This is a genomic window from Bradyrhizobium sp. 31Argb, assembly GCF_043638955.1.
Classification (GTDB): domain Bacteria; phylum Pseudomonadota; class Alphaproteobacteria; order Rhizobiales; family Xanthobacteraceae; genus Bradyrhizobium.
Genome location: NZ_JBEGDB010000146.1, coordinates 1 through 19,274 on the forward strand (window position 1 = coordinate 1; position 19,274 = coordinate 19,274).

Consider the following 19,274-nt stretch of genomic DNA (forward strand, 5'->3'; position numbering starts at 1 on the left):
TGCGTTCGTCTTTCGCAACAACTGCGTCCACCGCATCTCACCGCAACGTTCGTGACGATCGCGAGCCGCCCCTCATCTTCGGTGAGACGCGCGGGGTTAAATCACTGATTTGCCCGACGACGGAAGCGGAATGTTTTTCGCGTGGGGACTGGACGGGGCAAATCACGTTGAAATGTCTAGGAAATTTGACATGCGCGCGCATCGCGTTTCGGGGCACGCGGCAGTGTCATCTCGCCTTGTTCGATTGAGCCGAGTATGTGCCGAGGGTTTTGCACCCTACAACGACACCGCCGTGCGGAGCAGGGCTCGGCTTCCGCCTTGCTCTGGCCCCAGAGGGTGGCGATGTCAGATGCTTTGCAAAAGTGAATTGGAGCGGTGGGGCATGCGAGCAGGCCGAACGTTGATCGCCCGGTTTATCGTCGCTTTATTCCTTGCAGGCATGGTTACGTTGCCTTGCGGGGCAGGCCAGCAGGAAATGCTGGCGCTGATGCAACGCATCACGGCGCTCGCCAAGGAGGGGCGATACAGCGAAGCCCTGCCGCTGGCCAGAAAGCTGACAAGCGAGGCTGAAAAGACCACCGGTCGACAGTCGCTTTTGACGGCGACAACCCTTGTCGTGCTGGCGCAGGCGCTGCAGGCCCAGGGCGAGATGACCGAAGCCGAAACTGCATTGAAAAGAGCGCTTGCCATCCGCGAGAAGGCTCTTGGTCCAAATCATCCCGATGTCGCGGCAGTCCTTGGCACTCTCGGCCAGATCGCCTTCAGCCAGAACCGATTGAACGACGCCGAGCGGAACGCTGCGCGCGCGATTGCCATCAACGAAAGCGCCTTGGGCCGCGACAATCTCAACACCGCGATGGCGCGCATGCAGCTCGGCAATGTGCGTCACCGTCAATTGAGAGAGGCGGAGGCGCTCGAGATTTACAGCCAGGCGCTTGAAGTCTTCAAGCGCGCATCGGGACAGGCCGACATCATGGTCCCGGTGGTCCTGAACAACATCGCGGAGGCGTACAAGGCGCAAGGCCGGCTTCAGCTTGCCGAGGAACGATTCCTTGAAGCGCTCGGTCTCCAGGAACAGCGCCACGGCCGTGACAGCGTCTATCTCGCCTCGACGCTCAACAATCTCGGAGAACTCAGGCGCCTGCAGGGGCGGCTTTCCGACGCCGAGCAACTGGCACGGCGCACATTGGCCATCAGGGAAAAGGCGCTCGGCAGTGATCATGCCGACGTCGCCGCCAGCCTCAACAATCTCGCGATCGTTCTTTCTCGGCAGGGCAGGGCCCAGGACGCCGAAACCCTGCTGGCTCGTGCGCTTGCCATTCAGGAAAAGGCATTCGGACCTGACCACCCGAATGTGGCGACGACGTTAAACAATCTCGCTGACGCAAAGGCCTATGCCGGTCGCAAGAAGGAGGCCGAGCAATTGTTCCGCCGCTCCCTGGCGATCCGCGAAAAGAGCCTCGGTGCGAACCATGTCGATATCGCCGTCTCACTCGACAATCTCGTCACGTTGATTGGCGACGATGCGCGCTACGCGGAGGCGGAGGCCTTGGCGCGCCGGTCGCTTTCGTTACGCGAGGCAGCGCTTGGCAAGGTCCACCCGCTGGTTGCGAGCAGCCTCAACAATCTTGCTGTCATCATGGACAGCACCGGCAGGTCCCAGGATGCCGAGCCGCTCCTGAAGCGGGCGCTGGACATCCGCCTGAATACACTTGGCGAGGTGCACCCGGACGTCGCCAACAGCTTCAACAACCTCGGGGCGCATTACTTGGACGCCAGTGATTGGCAGCGGGCCTCTGATGCGTTTGCGCGCGCTTCCACGATATTGATCAACCGCAGCGATGGCGAAGCCAATGCGGCGCAAACCACCGCCGATCTGAAATTCCATGACAACACAAATCCATTCCCCGGCATGATCGTTGCCGCCTACCAGCTCGCGGGCGCGGCTGATGGCGACAAGGCGACGACGTTGCGATCTCGGGCCTTCGAGACCGCGCAGTGGATCGGGGACGAACAGGCGGCAAAGGCCGTCAGCGGAATGTCGGCGCGGATCGCGGCGGGCAGCGGAGATCTGTCGGCTCGGGTTCGCCTGCGACAGGACCTGAGCGAGCAGGCGCTAGCGACGGATAGACTATTGATCTCGGCCATTTCACAGCCGAATGCAGCGCGCAATCAGGAGACGGAGCAGGCGATCCGTGGCCAGGCGACGCGCATTGCAAGCCAGATCGAAGCGCTCGATCGCGAGATAACGGCTCAATATCCGGGATACGCGGCGCTCGTGGCCCGGACATCGATTTCTCTTGAAGAGGTTCGAAAAGCGCTGGGCCCGAAGGAGGCGCTGCTGCTGTTCACTACGACGTCGCGCTTTACCTTCGTGTGGACAGTCACGGCGTCCGATGTCCGTTGGCACGCCGCACCGATCGGCGCGAAGCAGGTGGCGGAGACGGTCAGCATTTTGCGCTGTGGCGTTGATTACGAAGCGTGGATGGATGCGAGCCGCGCCTGCGCCGAAAAGCTCGGAATGGATCGCCCGCCGAGCGATCAATTGCCGTACGATCTGGACCGGGCGTTCGGGCTTTACCAGGCGCTGCTTCAGCCGGTTGAGAAGGACATTGAAGGCAAGGAGCTCATTCTCGTTCCATCGGGCCCCCTGGCGACGCTGCCCTTCCAACTCCTGCTGACGGACAAGCCTGCATCTGACGGCGCTCGGCGGGATCTCGCCAAGCAGCCCTGGCTGGTTAAACGGTTTGCGACGACCGTCTTGCCGTCGGTCTCGAGCCTGAAAGCGCTGCGCCAGGTCGCGCAACGGAGCAAGGCGTCCAAGCCGTTCATAGGTTTTGGCAATCCGCTGTTGAATGGAGACGGTCAGAGCGACTGGGTTGTCGACCGCGTCAAGCAGGCGCGGCTTCATCAGACTTGCGCAGAAGGCGCGGAGCCACGAACAAGCCTGGTAGTTCAAAGAGGGCACCGGTCGGCCGTCGTCCTTTCCGGCGGCACGGCGGACATCGAACAACTCAGGCATCTCGTGCCGCTGCCCGAAACCGCGCTCGAACTGTGCGCCGTGGCGAACAGCTTTGCGCCTGCGAAGGGCGAGGTTTACCTGGGCAATGAGGCGACCGAAGCAAAGGTGAAGTCGCTCAGCGAAAGCGGACGGCTGGAACAGTTTCGCATTCTTCACTTTGCAACGCACGCAGCGCTGGCCGGTCAGGTCCGCGGCTCGATCGAGCCGGGGCTGATCCTGACGCCGCCCGCTGCCGCTACGCAGGCCGACGACGGCTATCTCACATCGTCGGAGATTTCCGCGCTCAAGCTCGACGCCGACTGGGTCGTGCTCTCAGCCTGCAACACGGCCGGCGGCGAAGCAGCGAACTCGGAAGCCTTTTCCGGTCTGGCGAGAGCGTTCATCTACGCAGGCACGCGTGCGCTCCTGGTCTCGCACTGGCCGGTCAATTCGGAGGCCGCCGTCGCCATCACGACGGGCGCAATCGGTGTTATGACGTCGCAGCCTAACACCGGCCGCGCCGAGGCGCTTCGCCGCTCGATTTCGGCACTGGTCGCCAAGGGGGGCGACAATGCTCATCCCAGCGTCTGGGCGCCCTTTGTGCTCGTCGGAAACGGTGCCTCATAGCGCGTCAATCCCCGGCCAGGAGGACGAGGCTCGGTTGGGAACACCGCGAATACGTCACAACCGCGGCCGACCGTGGGAACTTGGTCGCCTGATCTGCTTTGAGAAGGCGAGGTCGCACGGCTGTGTCGAAGGCCGCCTCACGGGTGGGGGACCATGATCGCGATCATCCGCGGATTTTCCTGGCGGGACGGGCTGTTCTCGGTCAAGTCCTTCGCCGCTGCCGTGCTGGCGCTGTACATCGCATTTCAATTGGACTTGTCACAACCGAGTTGGAGCATCACGACGGTCTACGTTGTGTCCCAGCCGCTGGCCGGGATGGTGCTCGCCAAATCGCTCTACCGGGTGCTCGGGACTGTGATCGGCGCGGTCGCGTCGCTGGTCCTGGTTGCGCTGTTCTCCAATGCGCCGGAGCTGTTCTGTCTGGCGCTGGCGCTCTGGATCGGTGCGGGCACGGCCGTTTCGATCTATCTGCGCGATGCACCGCAGGCCTATGTCGGCATGCTCTCCGGCTATTCGGCCGCCATCATCGGCCTTCCCGCGGCGCTCGCTCCGGAGACCGCCTTTGACTTTGCCGTGGCGCGCTGCCTGGAAATCATCCTCGGAATCGCCTGCGCGACGCTGGTCCACCACCTCGTGTTTCCGCAGCGCGCCGGCGCTGCCCTGGTCGATGCGCTGTCATCGACGCTGCCGACCATGGCCCGCTGGGCCGGAGACAGGCTGTCGGCAGACTCCGTCGAAGCCGAAATTCAGACGGACCGGCGCCGCATGATCGCTGCCGTCGTCGGCCTGGAGCAGTTGCGCGTCTTCGCCAACCTGGATACGCCGGCGGTCAGGGCGATGGACAGTCTGGTCCGCCTGTTCGAAGCCAAGCTGCTATCGCTGCTGTCGCATCTCGTTTCGGTTCATGACCGGATATTGCTGTTGCGGCAACGCGACCCGCAGCGGATCGAGCGGCTGCGACCGCTTCTGCAGATGACGAAGGCGCATATCGCCGCCTGGACCGGACCGGCGACGCCGGATGACTCGTGGCGGGAAGCAGGCGATGGGACGAGAATCCAGGCCGAGATCGACGCCGCACAGCCGTCGCGGCAGGAGCTTGAAAGCACACCGAACGCCTTCCTGGTCCGCAACATTCTGCTGCGGTTGCAGGACATCATCGATATCTGGCGCGATACGGTCTGGATCCGGACGCATATGGGCCTGGGAGTGCTGCCCCCAGAGCGCGAAGCCGCGCCATCCTTTCAGCCCTATCGCGAGCCGGCGCTCGCGCTGACCGGTGGCGTTGTCGCCGCGTTGACGATCGTCCTGGCCAGCCTGTTCTGGATCTATTCGGCGTGGCCCAATGGTGCCACCGCCGTCACCTTCGCCGGCATCATGTGCGCGATCATGGGCGCGCGTGACAACCCGGCCGCCGGCGCGCTGATGTTTTTTCGCATGACGGCCGTCGCCGCCGTCATCTCCGCGGCCTACCTGTTCGTGCTGTTGCCGAGGCTCGATACGTTTGCCGCGCTGGTGGTCGCGCTTGCGCCATTGTACCTCGTTTGCGGGCTGCTGCTGACGGTCCCTCAGGCCGTTCCGATGGTGATACCCTTGATCTTCGTCGCGGGCGGCCTGATCGGCATCTCCAACCAGATGACCTACGACTTCGAGGCGTTCGCCAACAACGCGCTGGGCTATTTGGTCGGCATCGGCTTCGGCGCGGTCTCGCTGGCGCTGTTCCGTCCGTTTGGACGAGAAGTGGCGGCCACCCGCATGATCCGTGGCTTGCTGCGTAATCTGGCCCGCGTTGCGACAACCGCAACGCCCGAGACCCGTACCGCGTATGAGAGCCGGACATTCGATCGCATCAATGCGCTGCTGGCACAGCTCGACCCCGAAACGCCACGCTACGGCCAATCCGTGCAAGGTGGCTTTGCCGCGCTACGCGTCGGGTTGAACATCCTTATCCTGCGACGGGAACTGCCGCACGTGCCCCCCGATGTGGCGCGTTCGATCGAGAGGGCATTGGCAGGATTATCCGGTGCGTTTCGGGCGTCCTTGTCCGGACGCGCTTCTGCGTCTGTCGCACCTCTGCTCGAGTCGGCGCGCAACCGCGCGCTCTCGGCCGAGGGCGATCTGTTGATCGTTGCCGATGCGCTCTATGGGATCCAGACCACCCTCGAGCAGCATGGGGGCTTCTTCTTTGGCGATCGGCGCCTTTCGTCCCGGCCGGTGAGCGAGGCGGCAACCGCATGATCAAGGAGATCAATCTGGGCGGCGTCTACGTCTCCCCGTTTCTTGCCTATATGGGGGCTGCCGCGGTCATCTGGGTGCTGATGCGGCTCGTATTCGACCGGATTGGCCTTTATCGTGTCGTCTGGCATCCGGCGCTGTTCAATACGGCGCTCTACCTCATTCTGCTCACATTGGTCGTCGGCGTGAGCATGTGAGATATTGGTGAGCTGTTGCCATGCCGAGTCTCGGGCGCTTTGCGCAATACGCGGTGACGATCGCGACCGTCGCGGTGGCGATCGCTGCAGGGTGGTGGTTGTGGCGGCTGTACGAGGAGACGCCGTGGACGCGCGATGGTCGGGTGCGGGCCAACGTCGTCAACGTCGCTCCCGATGTCGCGGGTGCGGTGATCGACCTGCGCGTCAAGGACAACCAGCAGGTCAAGGTCGGAGATATTCTCTTCGTCGTCGATCCGGCGCGCTATCAGCTCGCGCTCGAGGAGGCGGAGGCCACAGCCGCGGGAGCCAAGGCGACGCTCGACGAACGGCAGGAGGAACAAGATCGCCGCGAGAAGCTCAGTGTCGATGCGATCTCGGCCGAAGCCCTCAATCAGGCACGAAGCGCCACGCTTGCGGCCCGTGCCGCTTACGACGAGGCGATGGCGCAGGTGGGCGTCGCCAAGCTCAATCTCGCGCGAACCAATGTGCGCTCGCCCGTCAACGGCCACGTCACCAATCTGCTTCTCAACCGCGGCGACTACGTCACGGCGGGAAAGCCGGTCCTTGCCGTCGTCGACCAGGATTCCTTCTACGTCGCCGGCTATTTCGAGGAAACCAAGCTGCGCTACATCAACCTGGGAGATGCCGTTTCCGTCCGATTGCTCGGATTCGACGCTCCGCTGAAGGGACATGTCGAAAGCGTCGCTCGCGCGATCACGGATCGGGAAAATGTCATCGGCACGGATCTGATCGCCAACGTCAACCCGACATTCAGTTGGGTGCGTTTGGCGCAGCGGATTCCCGTCCGCATCGCCATCGACGACGTGCCGGACGGCGTCACCTTGAGTGCCGGAATGACCGCGACGCTGCAGGTCACTGGGCCGGGCCCTCAACCCGATGCGGCGGTTTCGGTTTCGAGCAAGTAAGGCCTAGTCGTCATCGAGGCCAGGTGATCGCCGCAGCATGAAATGACCGAACGCCGAGGCGATCGGCTTGGCCGGGTCATCCTGCCAGGCCCGCGCCTCGAACGCGACGACGCGCCGGCCCTGCTTGACGATGGAGACGTTGGCGTGGCTGTCGAGGGCGCGGCCGGAGCGCAGATAATTGATCGTCAGGCCGATCGGCTTCGGCGGCGCCGAAACGCCGAGCTCGCGCGTCACGCCCACGACCGCGGCGGTCTCCAGGAAGGCGCCGGTCATGCCGCCATGGATGGCGGGCAAGAGTGGATTGCCGATGATCTTCGGCGAGAAAGGCATCACCAGCGTGCCGTCGTCACCGAGGCGGATGCCGAGACACTGCGCGAACGGGCTGGCTGCGAACGGGCTCGTGGGATCATCCGGTGCTTCGAGCACAGGCAGCGCGGCATCATTGCGTAGCTTGTCGAACAGCATGTTGGTGCGGTTCGCGCCAATCATGAAGCAGGCGGTCGCGGTGGCCACCGGATCGTCTTCGGACTCCTGATAGGCGGTCGCGCGCACGAAGGCGATGGAGCGGGTGACGCGATAGCAGATCGAATGCGCGTTGATATCGAGGCCTGGGGTGGCGGGCTTCTGGTAATCGATGCGCAGATCGAGTGTGGCGATGGCGCGCGTGCCGTCCAGCGCGAGCTGCACGGCCATGCCGCAGCTCTCGTCGAGCATGGCGGTAACCACACCGCCATGCAGAACGCCGGTCTGCGTGTCGCCGACAAAGACCGGCCGATAGGGCAGGCGTGACCAGGCTTCGCCGGGCGCGGCGCGATCGAGCTGCAGGCCGCTGATCTGTCCGTAGGTGGAGCGGCGCCGTTTGATGGCCTCCGCCAGTTCGTCGAACGGTAGCGGCGTATTGAACGTCGATGTCTCGGACATGCCGACGTCTTAAACCACTGCGGCTCAGCTTGCGATCAGAATCGTAGGGTGGGCAAAGCCAACGGGTCGCGCGAACGCGCGCCCGATGACAGGCTCCGCGCGCCCACCATCTCTTGCACCGACCGTGGATGGTGGGCACGCTGCGCTTTGCCCACCCTACAGGATCTACGTGCCCGGCCTCGAGACTTCGGTTTCCTTGCTGGTGATGAATTCGAGCAGAACGGGGACGCCTTCCTTGGTCTTCTGGATGCCGCGCTTGATCGCCGGCACGATGTCCTCAGGCTTGGTCACCCGCTCGCCGTAACCGCCGAAGGCGCGCGCCATCGCGGCGTAGTCGCCGGAAATGTCGGTCGAGCGGTATTTCTCGGTCGAGATCGGCATCACCTTCAATTCGATCGCCATCGAGAAATTGTTGAGCAGGATCGACATGATCGGGATGCGCTCGCGCACCGCGGTCTCGAAATCCATGCCGGTGAAGCCGATGGCGGCATCGCCCCAGACGTTGATGCAGAGCTTGTCCGGCATCGCGAGCTTGGCGCCCATCGCGAGCCCGAGCCCGTAGCCGAGCTGCGTGGTCTTGCCCCAGCCGAGATAGGAGAGGGGCTCGACCGACTTCCAGAACGGCGAGAGCTGGTCGCGCGGGCTGCCGGCATCGTGGGTGATGATGGTGTTGCTGACATCGACGGTGTGCTGCAGGTCCCACAGCACGCGATAGGGATTGAGCGGCGCCTCGTTGTGGGTGAGCTTCGGCATCCATTTCGCGAGCCACTCGTCGTTGATGGCGGCGATTTCGGCGGCGACTGCGCTGGCATCGCGATCCGACGTGACGGTCTTGCCGATCTCGTCGAGCAGCGCATCGAGCACGAGCGCGGCGTCGCCGACCAGGCCGACCTTGGCCTCGACATCCTTGTTCAGATGATTGGGGTCGAGGGTCGAATGGATGATGGTCTTGCCCTTCGGCATCGCGATGCCGAAGCTCGTCTCCGTGAACGAGCAGCCGATGCCGAAGATCACGTCGGCATCAGTGAGGAATTTCGGCACCGCGCGCGGCACAGCTAACCCGCCCGAGCCGAGCGACAGCGGATGCGTCTCCGGAAATGACGATTTGCCGCCGAGGCTCGTGGTGACGGGAATGGCGAGGCGTTCGGCAAGGCGCTTCAGTTGCGGCCAGGCGCGGGCATAATGCACGCCCTGGCCGGCATAGATCACGGGACGCTTGGCGTTGATCAGGAGTTCGGCGGCTTCCTTCACATGCACGGGATCGGCGCCGTAGCGGGTGCGCAGCACCGGCGTGTAGTTCAAGGGCTCCGGCACCTCCTCGTTCCACATATCGGCGGGGATTTCGACGATGACCGGGCCGCCGCGACCGTTCTTCAATTTGGTGAAGGCGCGTCGGAAGATGTTGCAGACTTCGGAGGCGAGAATGATCGGCTCCGCCGATTTCGTAAACGCCTTCATCGCCTGGCTGGAATTGAAGTTCGGCTCGATGTTCGAGAGCCGGCGCGCATAGCCCATCGGCAGCACCAGCACGGGTACCGACTCGCCGAAGCATTGCGCCACACCGCCCATCGCATTCTCCGAGCCGGGGCCGTGCTGCATGCAGAACGCGCCGATGCTGCGGCCGGACGTGACGCGGGAGATCGCGTCCGCCATGTGCACGCCGATGCGCTCCTGCCGCACCATGATAGGGCGGATATCGGCGTTCGCGGCGTGCTCAATCAGATGATTGACGGGATAGCCGCAGAGAATCTCGATCCCCTCGCGCTTCATGATTTCCGCAATCGCCGTGCCGAGCTTCATGGCCGTGTCTCTCCCTTGGGTCGCGGCCGGTTCATCCGACCGCTTTGCAACAGAGGATCAGGATTTCGCGGGCGCGTAAAGCATGCGTCGTGCGCATCTCGGGGCTGCAGTTATGCGTTTCGCGATGCGGAGGGGCGCGATGCGCGAATGGCCGATCAAAAGTTTGTGCTGGCAGATCTGATCTGCGCGACGCGAATACGATTATTCGATGAGCCTCGAAGCGTAAGAGTGACGAAAACGTCACAGCGCCTCGCCAACAGCATCGACCTCACCGCGTTGTTATTCGCGCCGGAAGTTTTTGAATTAGGTAACGCCTCAAACATGCGTGTGCATGTTGAGGGACCAGGAGATTTGATCAGATGTTACGGGCGCGAACACTCATTCTCGGCACAGCCGCCGGCCTGATGGCCATAAGCGGCGCGCAAGCAGCCGATCTTCCAGTCAAGGCAAAGGCCGTTGAATATGTGAAGGTCTGCTCGCTATACGGCGCCGGCTTCTGGTACATCCCGGGCACCGACACCTGCATGAAGATCGGCGGCTATCTGCGCGTCGACACGACATTCAACGGCGGTCCGCAGGGCCAGCCGGCCTGGAACGGCGATCTCGGCCAGGACAACCGCTATCGCGACTACTTCGCGACCCGCGCGCGTATGGCGCTGACATTCGACACGCGCACCTCCACCGAGTACGGCACGGTTCGCACCTTCATGCAGGGCGACTTCCAGTTCTCCACGCTCGGCGGCAGCACCTTCAACCCGAACTCGATCAACGGCTCGCTCCCGGTTGCTGGCGCGCAGCTCCTCGACACGCCCGGCGGCGGCTATGTCGCAGTCGAGTATATCTTCATTCAGTTTGCCGGTTTCACGTTTGGTAAGTCTTCTTCGGCCTATGCGACGCCGTGGCAGGGCTTCCCAGGCAACAACTCGTCCTTCCTGATGGGCGGCCAGAACACCGACACCGGTGTCAACAACATCCAGTACACGGCGCAGTTCGGCAACGGCGTGTCCGCCAGCATCGGCCTCGACGATCCGGCGGTCTGGGACCGCACCACGATCTACAACCTTTCGCTGCCGCTGAACGCGACGCTGAATTCCGGCAACGCCTATGCGGGCGTTCGTTCGCCTGACGTCGTCGGCAATGTCCGCCTCGACCAGGCTTGGGGTCTGTTCCAGATTTCAGCCGCGGCGCATGAAGTGAGCGCGTCCTACAATACGCTCAACGCGGCTGGCGCTCCGGCGGGCGGCGTCGGTCTTCCGGGCGCGGCGCCGACCGCGGCATCCGAGCTTTCCGGGCATCCCGACGACTCCTGGGGTTACGCGACGATGGTCGGCGTGAACATCAAGAACGTCCCGACCGGCCCCGGCGACGACATCAAGTTCGATGCGAGCTACGCCAAGGGCGCGACCAAATACGTGATCGCGACATCGTCGGCCTCGCCGAGCTTTGCGATGTTCGGTGGCAGCGGCGCTTTCGGCGCGTATCAGAGCATCGGCTTCGGCGCGACCACTGACGCTGTGTACCTGCCGGTGGCAGCCGGCGGCGACGGATCGCTGCATCTGACCGAGGCCTTCGGCATCCGCGGTGCGTTGAACCACAACTGGGATCCCTACTGGTCGACCAGCTTCTACGGCAGCTATTCGGCGGTCCGGTATGACGGCACGGCCAAGGCGTTCATCTGCGCGAACTTCACGACGCCCGCCAAGGCGGTCAGCGCGAATTACGTCTGCAACCCCGACTTCAACGTGTCGCAACTCGGTGCCGTCACCCGCTGGACCCCGGTCAAGAACCTGACGTTCTCGGCTGAATTCCAGTGGTTCCACCTCGACCAGAAATTCCAGGGCACGGCCGTCCTTGGAGCTTCTGCCCCCAAGCCGGCTGCGACTTACGAGTTCAAGGACCAGGATACGTTCTTCCTGCAGCTTCGCGCCCAGCGCAACTTCTGATCGCCCTCGCCTTGCGCTTTGCGAGGAAACGGCGACGAAGCAATCCGGCGTCTTCCTCCGGATTGCTTCGCGCCACGTGTCAGCGGGTCAGCCGTCGTGGCGGCCCGCTGATTTGCTTGACGATCGAGGCGGACGATGGAGATCATCTCGCTTCGACGCGTCGATTGAACACCGCCGCCACCAGCCGTTGGAGATATCGGCGCATTTGGCGATCGTTCGCGGTTCGCAGCTCGCCCACCATGCGCGGCTCGTCGGTCTCCTCGTAGAGAACGCCGATGTAATTCCTGCGTGTTTCTCGCGTTTCTTGGGGCATGTGCTTCCTCCGCGGCAGTACCGACGCCAACTGTCCGAGGTGGCGCGCAACGTCTGGTAAATTTTCCGCACCGTATGAATACCGGCGCAATCCACGCATGGCCTTAATCAATCGTTCATCCTGTCCGTCAAGGCGGCATCAACCAGTCAGCTTTTAGGTTGCGGCCGAGACGCGAGGCGGGAGAAACCCGTGCGAGGTGTCGGCGGGGATTTTGATGCGCCAGTTGATTTCAAGTTTTTTCAGCGATGAGCGCGGGGCAACCGCGATCGAATATTGCCTCGTTGCCTGCAGCATCAGCATCGTGATCGTCGCCGCGGTCACCAGCCTTGGCGAAAACGTCAGGCTGCTTTTTGTGCGGGTTCGCGACGGCTTCCCGCAGTAATAGCATGCCCCGTGGCCGTCAGCCGGCCTCGTCTTCGTTGAGCGCCCGCAGCACCGCGATCCGCGCGAACATCAGCCAACCGCCGCCGCTCTCGGCGGCATGGATCAGATTCTCGACCGCGGTTTGCCAACGCTCGCGTTGCTGCACCGGCTCGGACAGCTTCATGATGTAGTCGGCGGCGTGCTGGAGCGTCACCAGCTTGCGGCCGCCGCGCAGGACGATCGGCTGCTCGAAAGGCGTCGACCACGGCATATCAGCTTGCCGCCTGCCGCGTCGTTATCATTGCATGAGACCGCCGGGCCGCTTCCCCGCCTATCCGGCCTTCTTGGCCCGGGTCGGCGCGCGCACGGGCTTTTCCGCCTTCTTCGGCTCTTCCTTGGCGGCACGCTTGCCGGCGCCGGTGCCGCTTCCGGCGATCGGCAACAGCATTTCGCGCTGGCCCTCGACCCGCTTCTTCGGCTTCTTGCCTTTTGCTTTAGTGGGGGCGGGCGCCTGCTGCTCATTGGCAAGGCTGCGCTTGAGCGCGTCCATCAGGTTGATGACGTTGCCGGTCGATTTCGGCGCGGGCTTCGCCACGGGCAGGCCGTTGCGTTTCTGGTTGATCAACTCTATCAGCGCGGATTCGTAGCGGTCGTCGAACTCCTCGGGGTCGAAGTCGGCCGACTTCTGCTCGACGATGTGCTTGGCGAGATCGAGCATGTCCTTGGTGATCTTCACGTCCTGTACGTCGTCGAAATATTCCTTCTCGTCACGGACCTCGTAGGGGTAGCGCAGCAGCGTCCCCATCAGGCCCTTGCCGAGCGGCTCCAGCGCGATGACATGCTCGCGGTTGGTCAGCACCACGCGGCCGATCGCGACTTTGTTCAGGCTGCGGATGGTCTCGCGGATCACCGCGAACGCGTCGTGGCCGACCTTGCCGTCCGGGATGAGGTAATAGGGGCGGATCAGATAGCGGCTATCGATATCGGCCTTCGGCACGAATTCATCGATCTCGATGGTACGGGTCGATTCCAGGGCGATGTCGTCGAGCTCGTCCTTGGTGATCTCGATGTAGGTGTCGGTATCGACCTTGTAGCCCTTCATGATGTCTTCGGCGGCAACTTCCTCGCCGGTCTCGGCATCGACCTTGGCGTATTTGATGCGATGCCCGGTCTTGCGATTGACCTGGTTGAAGGAGACCTTTTCGGTGTCTGACGTGGCCGGGTAGAGCGCGACCGGGCAGGTCACGAGCGACAGCCGCAGAAAACCCTTCCAGTTGGCGCGGGGGGCCATGGGGATACTCCGAAGACGCAACAGACGGGAGGCAGAAGATACCACCGCGGAACCGGGTTTCAAACATGGCCAAACGGTGAACCTGCCAATGACGGTTAACCGCTGATCGCCCGCATGGTTCTTGCGGATTTCTTGCGGGCCCCCATGCGACGCGTTGGCCTGTTCCGCTCGCCGCCAAATCCTCAGGAACATCGCTTCCGACCATGAGTTGCGCCTGGGGACGGGACATCCAGGCATTAGCCGGCAGTTGTAGGCAGTTAACTGCTAACTGAATGGAATGAGGTGGCGCATGGCAACGACACACCGAGATGGCCGGATTGTTGAAACCACGACCGAGGCGCGCCAGGCCGAAGCAGGACCCACCGTGGCCGCGCTGTTGTCGATTTCGACCGGGCTCGCGGTTCTGATCCTTGGCGTGATCTGGTTCGCATTCTTCCGCACCTAGGAGACGGCGCGCGACACGTGTCGCCCGCACAAGGTCTCTGGAACGTGGCGGTCGGGGAGCGTCACCAGTTTATCGAATTTGCGCCGTAGAAGTCGGATCTGAAGGTTCCCACCGCAGATCCGGCATGCTCTCCCCACCAGAAAAAGTTTCGCTTTTGAGGCGGGTGAAGGAGCACGGTTTCTCCGGCGCGTTCGTGGCCATAGCGCTGCTGGCCATGGCAGGCTGGGTCTATCTGCTGGGTTCGCTGTTCCTGAAATTGATGCTCTGGTGTTTCTCTTGAATGGCGGGCCGCATCCCTATGGCCGATCGCCGCGGGGTGCGACGGCCGCAACTTTACCGTTCCTTAACTAAGAAGGGGCGACTTTTGGGCGTTGCCCCGTAACGGTCCGGACCGGACGAACGCAGATGTTTCAGCTCTTCTTGCGATCCCGAGCGCAGAACTTCATCAAGGCCCGGCTGGGGATCGATGAGGGGTTTCGCGCGCGTTCGCCCGAGCGCGACGCCGAGACCGACCGGCTGCGCGTGGGATCCATCGTGGCCGCGATCGACAATGCGTTGCAGGCGGCGGAAAGCGAACAGAGCGGCCTGAGCCGCCGTGTCGACGATGTCCTGGCGCGCGCCGCCGTGACGCTCGGCAACGGCACCGACGAGTATCTGGAGCGCGAGCCGCTCGACAATTGTCACCACGACTTGTTCGACGCCGAGATCGCCAACGGGCAGCGCCGCCTGACGGAACTCGCTGCGGCGATCTCGCATTTCAAGTTCATGAAGGCCGCCGTGCTGAGCCGGTTTCCGGACTACAAGACGGCTGCTAGCAACTAGAGCGTTTTCGAGCGAAGTGGACGCCGGTTCGCGCGAAGAAAAACGCGTCAAAACAAGAATCTAGAGCTTCGGTTCTGATTTAATCAGAACCGAAGCTCTAGGGCAGGCACCCAAAAGCGGACAACCGCTCGCGTCCATCAAGCATAATTGGCCGGTCGGTTCCGCTGAAGCCTTCACAGCGACGCATTATCCGGCGATCATGGCGCTGCTGGGTGTTATGGCGCGAAGGATGGAAAAGCGGTGTCTGCAGACGATTTGCTGGTTACGGGTTGCGCGGGGTTCATCGGCCTTCATCTGACGCAACGATTGCTGGCGGCCGGCCAGCGCGTCATCGGCATCGACAATCTGAACGACTATTACGATCCGGCGCTCAAGCTCGCCCGCCTCGACCTCATCAAGGAGCATCCGAACTTCACTTTCCGGAAGCTCGATCTCGCCGACCGCGCCGGCATGAAGGCGCTGTTCGAGCAGTACCGTTTTCCGGTGGTGGTCCATCTGGCGGCGCAGGCGGGCGTCAGGTATTCGCTGCAGAATCCTCACGCCTATACCGACTCCAACCTGGAGGGCTTCATCAACATCCTGGAAGGCTGCCGGCATAATGGTTGCCGGCATCTCTTGTTCGCGTCGTCTTCCTCGGTCTACGGGGCCAACACCAAGCTACCGTTCTCCGTACGCGACAATGTCGATCATCCGATCAGCCTCTATGCCGCGACCAAGAAAGCGAATGAGCTGATCGCCCATTCCTACAGCCACCTCTACGGCATCCCGATGACCGGGCTTCGCTTCTTCACCGTGTATGGCCCCTGGTATCGGCCCGACATGGCGCTCTATCTCTTTGCGCGCGCGATCAGCGAGGGCAAGCCGATCAACCTGTTCAATAACGGCAACATGCGGCGCGATTTCACCTATGTCGACGACGTCGTCGAGGCGATGACGCGGCTCGTCGATCACGTGCCGCAGGGCGATCCGGACTGGTCGGGCGACGAGCCCAATCCGAGCTCGAGCACGGCGCCATGGCGCATCTACAATATCGGCAACAACAAGCCGGAAGAATTGATGCACGTGGTCACGCTGCTGGAGAAGGGGCTTGGCCGCGAGGCCCAGAAGGTGCTGCTGCCCATGCAGCCCGGCGACGTGCCCGCAACCTTTGCGGATGTCGACGACCTTGCGCGCGAGATCGGCTTTCGGCCGCATACAAGGATCGAGGATGGCGTCGAGAAGTTCATCGCCTGGTTCCGCGACTATCATCGCGTGTGACGGATAGCTTCGGTTTGCATTGCCGCCATCATAACGGCGTACCGTCAGCCGTCGTAAGATCGTCTCTGATCAATATCGAGGCAGCCGCCTGCACATGAAGTCAGGCGCCTGAACAATGTTTCAGCGCCGCAATCATGATGTCGTCACAACCGGGACATGAAAATATTGTCAGAACGAGATATATTGTCGGCAAGCATATTGGGCTGATGTCATGTTTCCCGCGTTGATTTTGCTTGCCACCTTTTCCGTCGGGTTTCTTCTGGGATATGCGTTGCGGGACCGGCGCTCGCGGAAACGTCGAGCGCATTATCTGCCGTATGCGCCTTATGGGATTCGAGGCTCTTCCGAGAAGCCTTCCGTCGCTGAAGCATCACCACGTGCGAAGACGCGTGATCGCGCTGACGCTTGATCCCGGATTGATGCCAACCCAGTCGAGCGGTTGAAAGGTGGTCCGTCGCCGGACTTATCGTGGTGCCGCTTCGTGACCGGGAGAGCTATTCTTCGGCACCCAAGCCGCGGAAGATAAGCGCGAGAACTCTCTTTGTCTGCGCTTTCCCGTCCGAGGTCGGTGAAATTCGCAATAGCAATCCCAAAAGCGTCAAGACATCTTCAGGCTCGGCGCCTGGACGTATGTCGCCCGAGCCTTCGCAGGCCTCCATCAACCGGCGAACCGCCTCCACCAGAGGTCGGTAGGTTTCCTGAAAGTCCTGATCCGATATTGCTGCCCGAAGCGTGTCAGCAACGCCATGCTTCACCTCACCAAACCGAACAAACCGATCGCACCACAATCGGAAAGCCTGCAGCGGAGGATGCTTTGTAAGCAGCTTCGGCGCGAGCTCCACAAGCGCACCAATTTCCTTGCGATAGACGCCCACCAGCAAGGCCTCGCGGGTCGGAAAGTGACGGTAGAGCGTGCCCGCGCCGACTCCAGCTATCTTCGCGATGGAGTTGAGGGACGTGCCCGGGTCAGCAGCAAACGCATCGCGCGCCACGTCCAGAATACGGTCACGGTTCGCCTGTGCGTCGGCGCGCAGTTTTGCCTCAAGGTCGGCCATCACACCTCTTGACTAAGCGGAGAACTCTCCGGTAATCCGTAAACCGGAGAGCTATCCACTTAGCTACCCGTCGAGGAGGTCGCGTGCAATACATAAAGCTTGGTCACTCAGGCCTTGAAGTTTCCCCCATCTGCATCGGCTGCATGGGCTTTGGAGACCCTTCCCGTGGCCATCCGGCCTGGTCGCTCGATGAGGAAGCCAGCCGCCCGCTGATCCGGCACGCGGTTGAAGCCGGGATCAACTTCTTCGACACTGCAAACTTGTATTCGAATGGAAATAGCGAGGAGATCCTGGGGAAAGCGCTGAAGGATTTCGTCAGGCGGGATAGTGTGGTCATCGCCACCAAGCTATCTGCGCCGACGCGTAATGGCCCCAACGCCATCGGCTTGTCACGCAAGGCGATCATGACCGAGGTCGACCATAGCCTGAGGCGGCTCGGCACCGACTATATCGATCTCTACCAGATCCATCGCCGCGATCAGACCACCCCGTGGGAAGAAACGCTTGAGGCGCTCCACGATCTCGTGAAGATCGGAAAAGTGCGCTATCTCGGCGCCTCCTCAATGATGGCATGGGAGTTCAGCAAGGCGTTGCATCTGCAGAGGGCAAACGGATGGACGCGGTTCGTGTCGATGCAGGACAATTATAACTTGCTCGTCCGCGAGGAAGAGCGCGAGATGCTGCCGCTCTGCGCCGACGAAGGCGTGCAGACAATCATCTATAGCCCGCTTGCGCGCGGCCGCTTGGCTCGACCGTGGGGCGCGATCAGTTCCCGTTCGGAAGCCGAACCCGCGGGCGCCGAGCAAAACGCGGCGACTGCGGAAAGCGATCGGAAAATCGTCGAGGCGGCGGCAGCAATTGCAGCGGAACGGGGCATCGGCCAAGCGCAGATCGCATTGGCCTGGCTGCGTCGCAATCCCGTCGTTGCGGCGCCAATCGTGGGTGCGCTCAAGGCCAAGCATATCGACGACGCGATCGCGGCGCTCTCGATAACCTTGACGGACGACGAGGCTGCCGAACTAGAGGCCCCTTACACCGCCCGTCGGGACCATCAGGGTGTGTCTAACCCGGCCGTCCTGGCCCGTAGTGCAGAGGCCGTAAGCGGGTTCAGGAAGTCCGTCCCTGACATCAAAGCCGAACCTCGGTGATCTCCGTACGGGAGCCTTGAGGCCGTCACCCTATCGAGAACGCCTTCTGCAGCCTCAAGGATTTTCGCCGTGTCGTCACCCGCTACGGCGAGCCCGCTGCCAATCTCTTCTCGGCTGCTGGCGATATCTGGGTTGGTCGCCGAAGCCGAACCTTTTGGTTGGCCCGTTAGTGCTTGACTATCTACCGACTAGAAGGTAGGTTGGCGTTATGAGTAATCCTTCAAGGACTGCCGACGACATCCTGGCTTGCGCGCGCTCTCTCATAATTGCCGGAGGGTACCATGGCTTCAGCTATGCGGACGTTGCGAACGTGGTGGGAATCCGGAAACCAAGCATCCACCATCATTTTCCGAGCAAGGTGGACCTCGTTCGCACGTTGGTTGCTCGTTATCGCGAAGAGGCTCGAGCAGGAATTGCCCATCTCGAACGGAATATCTCAGATCCGATCGAACTACTCCGCAGTTATACTGCGTACTGGGAAGCCTGCATCACTAACGCGAGCGCCCCCTTTTGCGTTTGCGCGCTGCTCGCGAGTGAGCTTCCTGTCTTGCCGGATGAGGTCGCAATCGAAGTCAGAGCGCATTTTCGCTGGTTGTCGAATTGGCTTGCCTCAGTGCTCGAGCGTGGCTCGCAGCAGGGACGCTTGCAACTCGTGACAACGCCGCACGTGGAGGCCGAAACGTTCATGGCAACTGTCCACGGCGCGATGTTGTCCGCACGAGCGTATGGCGATCCAAAGACGTTCGGGACGATTCTCAATCCATTGCTGGACCGACTTTCCGCGCGGCGTTGACGATGCAGGTCTACCTTTTCTGAGAAGCGATCGGACGGCGAGCGGCGCACCGTCTCGAGCTAAGGTAACCGGCATGAGGCCCCCACCTAGCCATCCTTCGGCTTGCGCGCGATACAGCCTGGCATGAGCGGATCGGTGGA

General features: G+C 62.3%; 17 protein-coding genes and 2 pseudogenes. 13 read left to right on the forward strand and 6 right to left on the reverse strand.

Features of this window, described 5'->3' with window-relative positions; translation table 11 throughout:
* The 5 genes from AAFX91_RS25030 to AAFX91_RS25050 all read left to right on the forward strand — a co-directional run.
* A partial coding sequence (locus tag AAFX91_RS25030; protein WP_394568345.1) for a hypothetical protein occupies nt 1-248 on the forward strand: 248 nt, incomplete at its 5' end.
* A gap of 134 nt (nt 249-382) precedes the next feature.
* Entirely contained in the window at nt 383-3,628 is a 3,246-nt protein-coding gene (locus tag AAFX91_RS25035) for a tetratricopeptide repeat protein (RefSeq protein WP_394568347.1), read from the forward strand.
* A 153-nt stretch (nt 3,629-3,781) separates the two neighbouring features.
* Nucleotides 3,782-5,863 carry an FUSC family protein gene (locus tag AAFX91_RS25040; RefSeq protein ID WP_394568349.1) on the forward strand — a complete coding sequence of 694 codons (2,082 nt, stop codon included), beginning with the start codon at nt 3,782-3,784 and terminating at the stop codon, nt 5,861-5,863.
* The gene (locus tag AAFX91_RS25045; RefSeq protein ID WP_130580531.1) at nt 5,860-6,057 is read left to right on the forward strand and encodes a DUF1656 domain-containing protein; all 198 of its coding nucleotides are present in this window, start codon (nt 5,860-5,862) and stop codon (nt 6,055-6,057) included. The genes AAFX91_RS25040 and AAFX91_RS25045 overlap by 4 nt, the downstream gene beginning before the upstream one ends.
* Before the next feature lie 20 nt (nt 6,058-6,077).
* Nucleotides 6,078-6,983: an efflux RND transporter periplasmic adaptor subunit gene (locus AAFX91_RS25050; RefSeq protein ID WP_394568352.1), complete on the forward strand. Its 906-nt coding sequence runs from the start codon at nt 6,078-6,080 to the stop codon at nt 6,981-6,983.
* A gap of 3 nt (nt 6,984-6,986) precedes the next feature.
* Here AAFX91_RS25050 and AAFX91_RS25055 read toward each other — a convergent pair whose 3' ends face one another.
* Together AAFX91_RS25055 and AAFX91_RS25060 are read right to left on the reverse strand one after the other, a co-directional pair.
* Nucleotides 6,987-7,904 (reverse strand): PaaI family thioesterase, encoded by a 918-nt coding sequence (locus AAFX91_RS25055; protein ID WP_394568354.1) that lies wholly within the window; start codon nt 7,902-7,904, stop codon nt 6,987-6,989.
* 165 nt (nt 7,905-8,069) lie between these two features.
* A pseudogene (locus AAFX91_RS25060) lies at nt 8,070-9,713 on the reverse strand (thiamine pyrophosphate-requiring protein); the annotation flags it as partial.
* Nucleotides 9,714-10,063: 350 nt separating this feature from the next.
* Between AAFX91_RS25060 and AAFX91_RS25065 the strand changes: the two are divergent.
* Nucleotides 10,064-11,647: a porin gene (locus AAFX91_RS25065; RefSeq protein ID WP_130580535.1), complete on the forward strand. Its 1,584-nt coding sequence runs from the start codon at nt 10,064-10,066 to the stop codon at nt 11,645-11,647.
* A 142-nt stretch (nt 11,648-11,789) separates the two neighbouring features.
* Here the strand turns inward: AAFX91_RS25065 and AAFX91_RS25070 are convergent, their stop codons facing one another.
* The gene (locus AAFX91_RS25070; RefSeq protein ID WP_130580536.1) at nt 11,790-12,071 is read right to left on the reverse strand and encodes a hypothetical protein; all 282 of its coding nucleotides are present in this window, start codon (nt 12,069-12,071) and stop codon (nt 11,790-11,792) included.
* A gap of 103 nt (nt 12,072-12,174) precedes the next feature.
* On the opposite strand from AAFX91_RS25070, the gene AAFX91_RS25075 reads away from it, so the two are divergent.
* Complete coding sequence (locus tag AAFX91_RS25075; RefSeq protein WP_130580537.1) at nt 12,175-12,342, forward strand: Flp family type IVb pilin; 168 nt, start codon at nt 12,175-12,177, stop codon at nt 12,340-12,342.
* Between the two features lie 18 nt (nt 12,343-12,360).
* Here AAFX91_RS25075 and AAFX91_RS25080 read toward each other — a convergent pair whose 3' ends face one another.
* Nucleotides 12,361-12,594 carry a hypothetical protein gene (locus AAFX91_RS25080; protein WP_130580538.1) on the reverse strand — a complete coding sequence of 78 codons (234 nt, stop codon included), beginning with the start codon at nt 12,592-12,594 and terminating at the stop codon, nt 12,361-12,363.
* A gap of 60 nt (nt 12,595-12,654) precedes the next feature.
* Nucleotides 12,655-13,614: a Ku protein gene (locus tag AAFX91_RS25085; protein ID WP_130580539.1), complete on the reverse strand. Its 960-nt coding sequence runs from the start codon at nt 13,612-13,614 to the stop codon at nt 12,655-12,657.
* A gap of 289 nt (nt 13,615-13,903) precedes the next feature.
* On the opposite strand from AAFX91_RS25085, the gene AAFX91_RS25090 reads away from it, so the two are divergent.
* The 4 genes from AAFX91_RS25090 (at nt 13,904) to AAFX91_RS25105 (ending at nt 16,138) form a co-directional block, all read left to right on the forward strand.
* Complete coding sequence (locus AAFX91_RS25090; protein WP_165421252.1) at nt 13,904-14,059, forward strand: hypothetical protein; 156 nt, start codon at nt 13,904-13,906, stop codon at nt 14,057-14,059.
* 124 nt (nt 14,060-14,183) lie between these two features.
* Nucleotides 14,184-14,339: a hypothetical protein gene (locus AAFX91_RS25095; protein ID WP_165421253.1), complete on the forward strand. Its 156-nt coding sequence runs from the start codon at nt 14,184-14,186 to the stop codon at nt 14,337-14,339.
* A gap of 125 nt (nt 14,340-14,464) precedes the next feature.
* Nucleotides 14,465-14,881 (forward strand): hypothetical protein, encoded by a 417-nt coding sequence (locus tag AAFX91_RS25100; RefSeq protein WP_394568358.1) that lies wholly within the window; start codon nt 14,465-14,467, stop codon nt 14,879-14,881.
* 240 nt (nt 14,882-15,121) lie between these two features.
* Nucleotides 15,122-16,138 carry an NAD-dependent epimerase gene (locus AAFX91_RS25105; RefSeq protein WP_394568360.1) on the forward strand — a complete coding sequence of 339 codons (1,017 nt, stop codon included), beginning with the start codon at nt 15,122-15,124 and terminating at the stop codon, nt 16,136-16,138.
* A 494-nt stretch (nt 16,139-16,632) separates the two neighbouring features.
* On the opposite strand, the gene AAFX91_RS25110 is transcribed toward AAFX91_RS25105, so the two are convergent.
* Nucleotides 16,633-17,193 carry a TetR/AcrR family transcriptional regulator gene (locus tag AAFX91_RS25110; protein ID WP_130580542.1) on the reverse strand — a complete coding sequence of 187 codons (561 nt, stop codon included), beginning with the start codon at nt 17,191-17,193 and terminating at the stop codon, nt 16,633-16,635.
* 83 nt (nt 17,194-17,276) lie between these two features.
* Between AAFX91_RS25110 and AAFX91_RS25115 the strand changes: the two are divergent.
* Nucleotides 17,277-18,227: pseudogene (locus AAFX91_RS25115) on the forward strand (aldo/keto reductase); the annotation flags it as partial.
* Between the two features lie 322 nt (nt 18,228-18,549).
* Nucleotides 18,550-19,134, forward strand: coding sequence for a TetR/AcrR family transcriptional regulator (locus AAFX91_RS25120; protein ID WP_394568362.1), 585 nt, complete (start codon nt 18,550-18,552; stop codon nt 19,132-19,134).
* Nucleotides 19,135-19,274 lie beyond the last annotated feature (140 nt).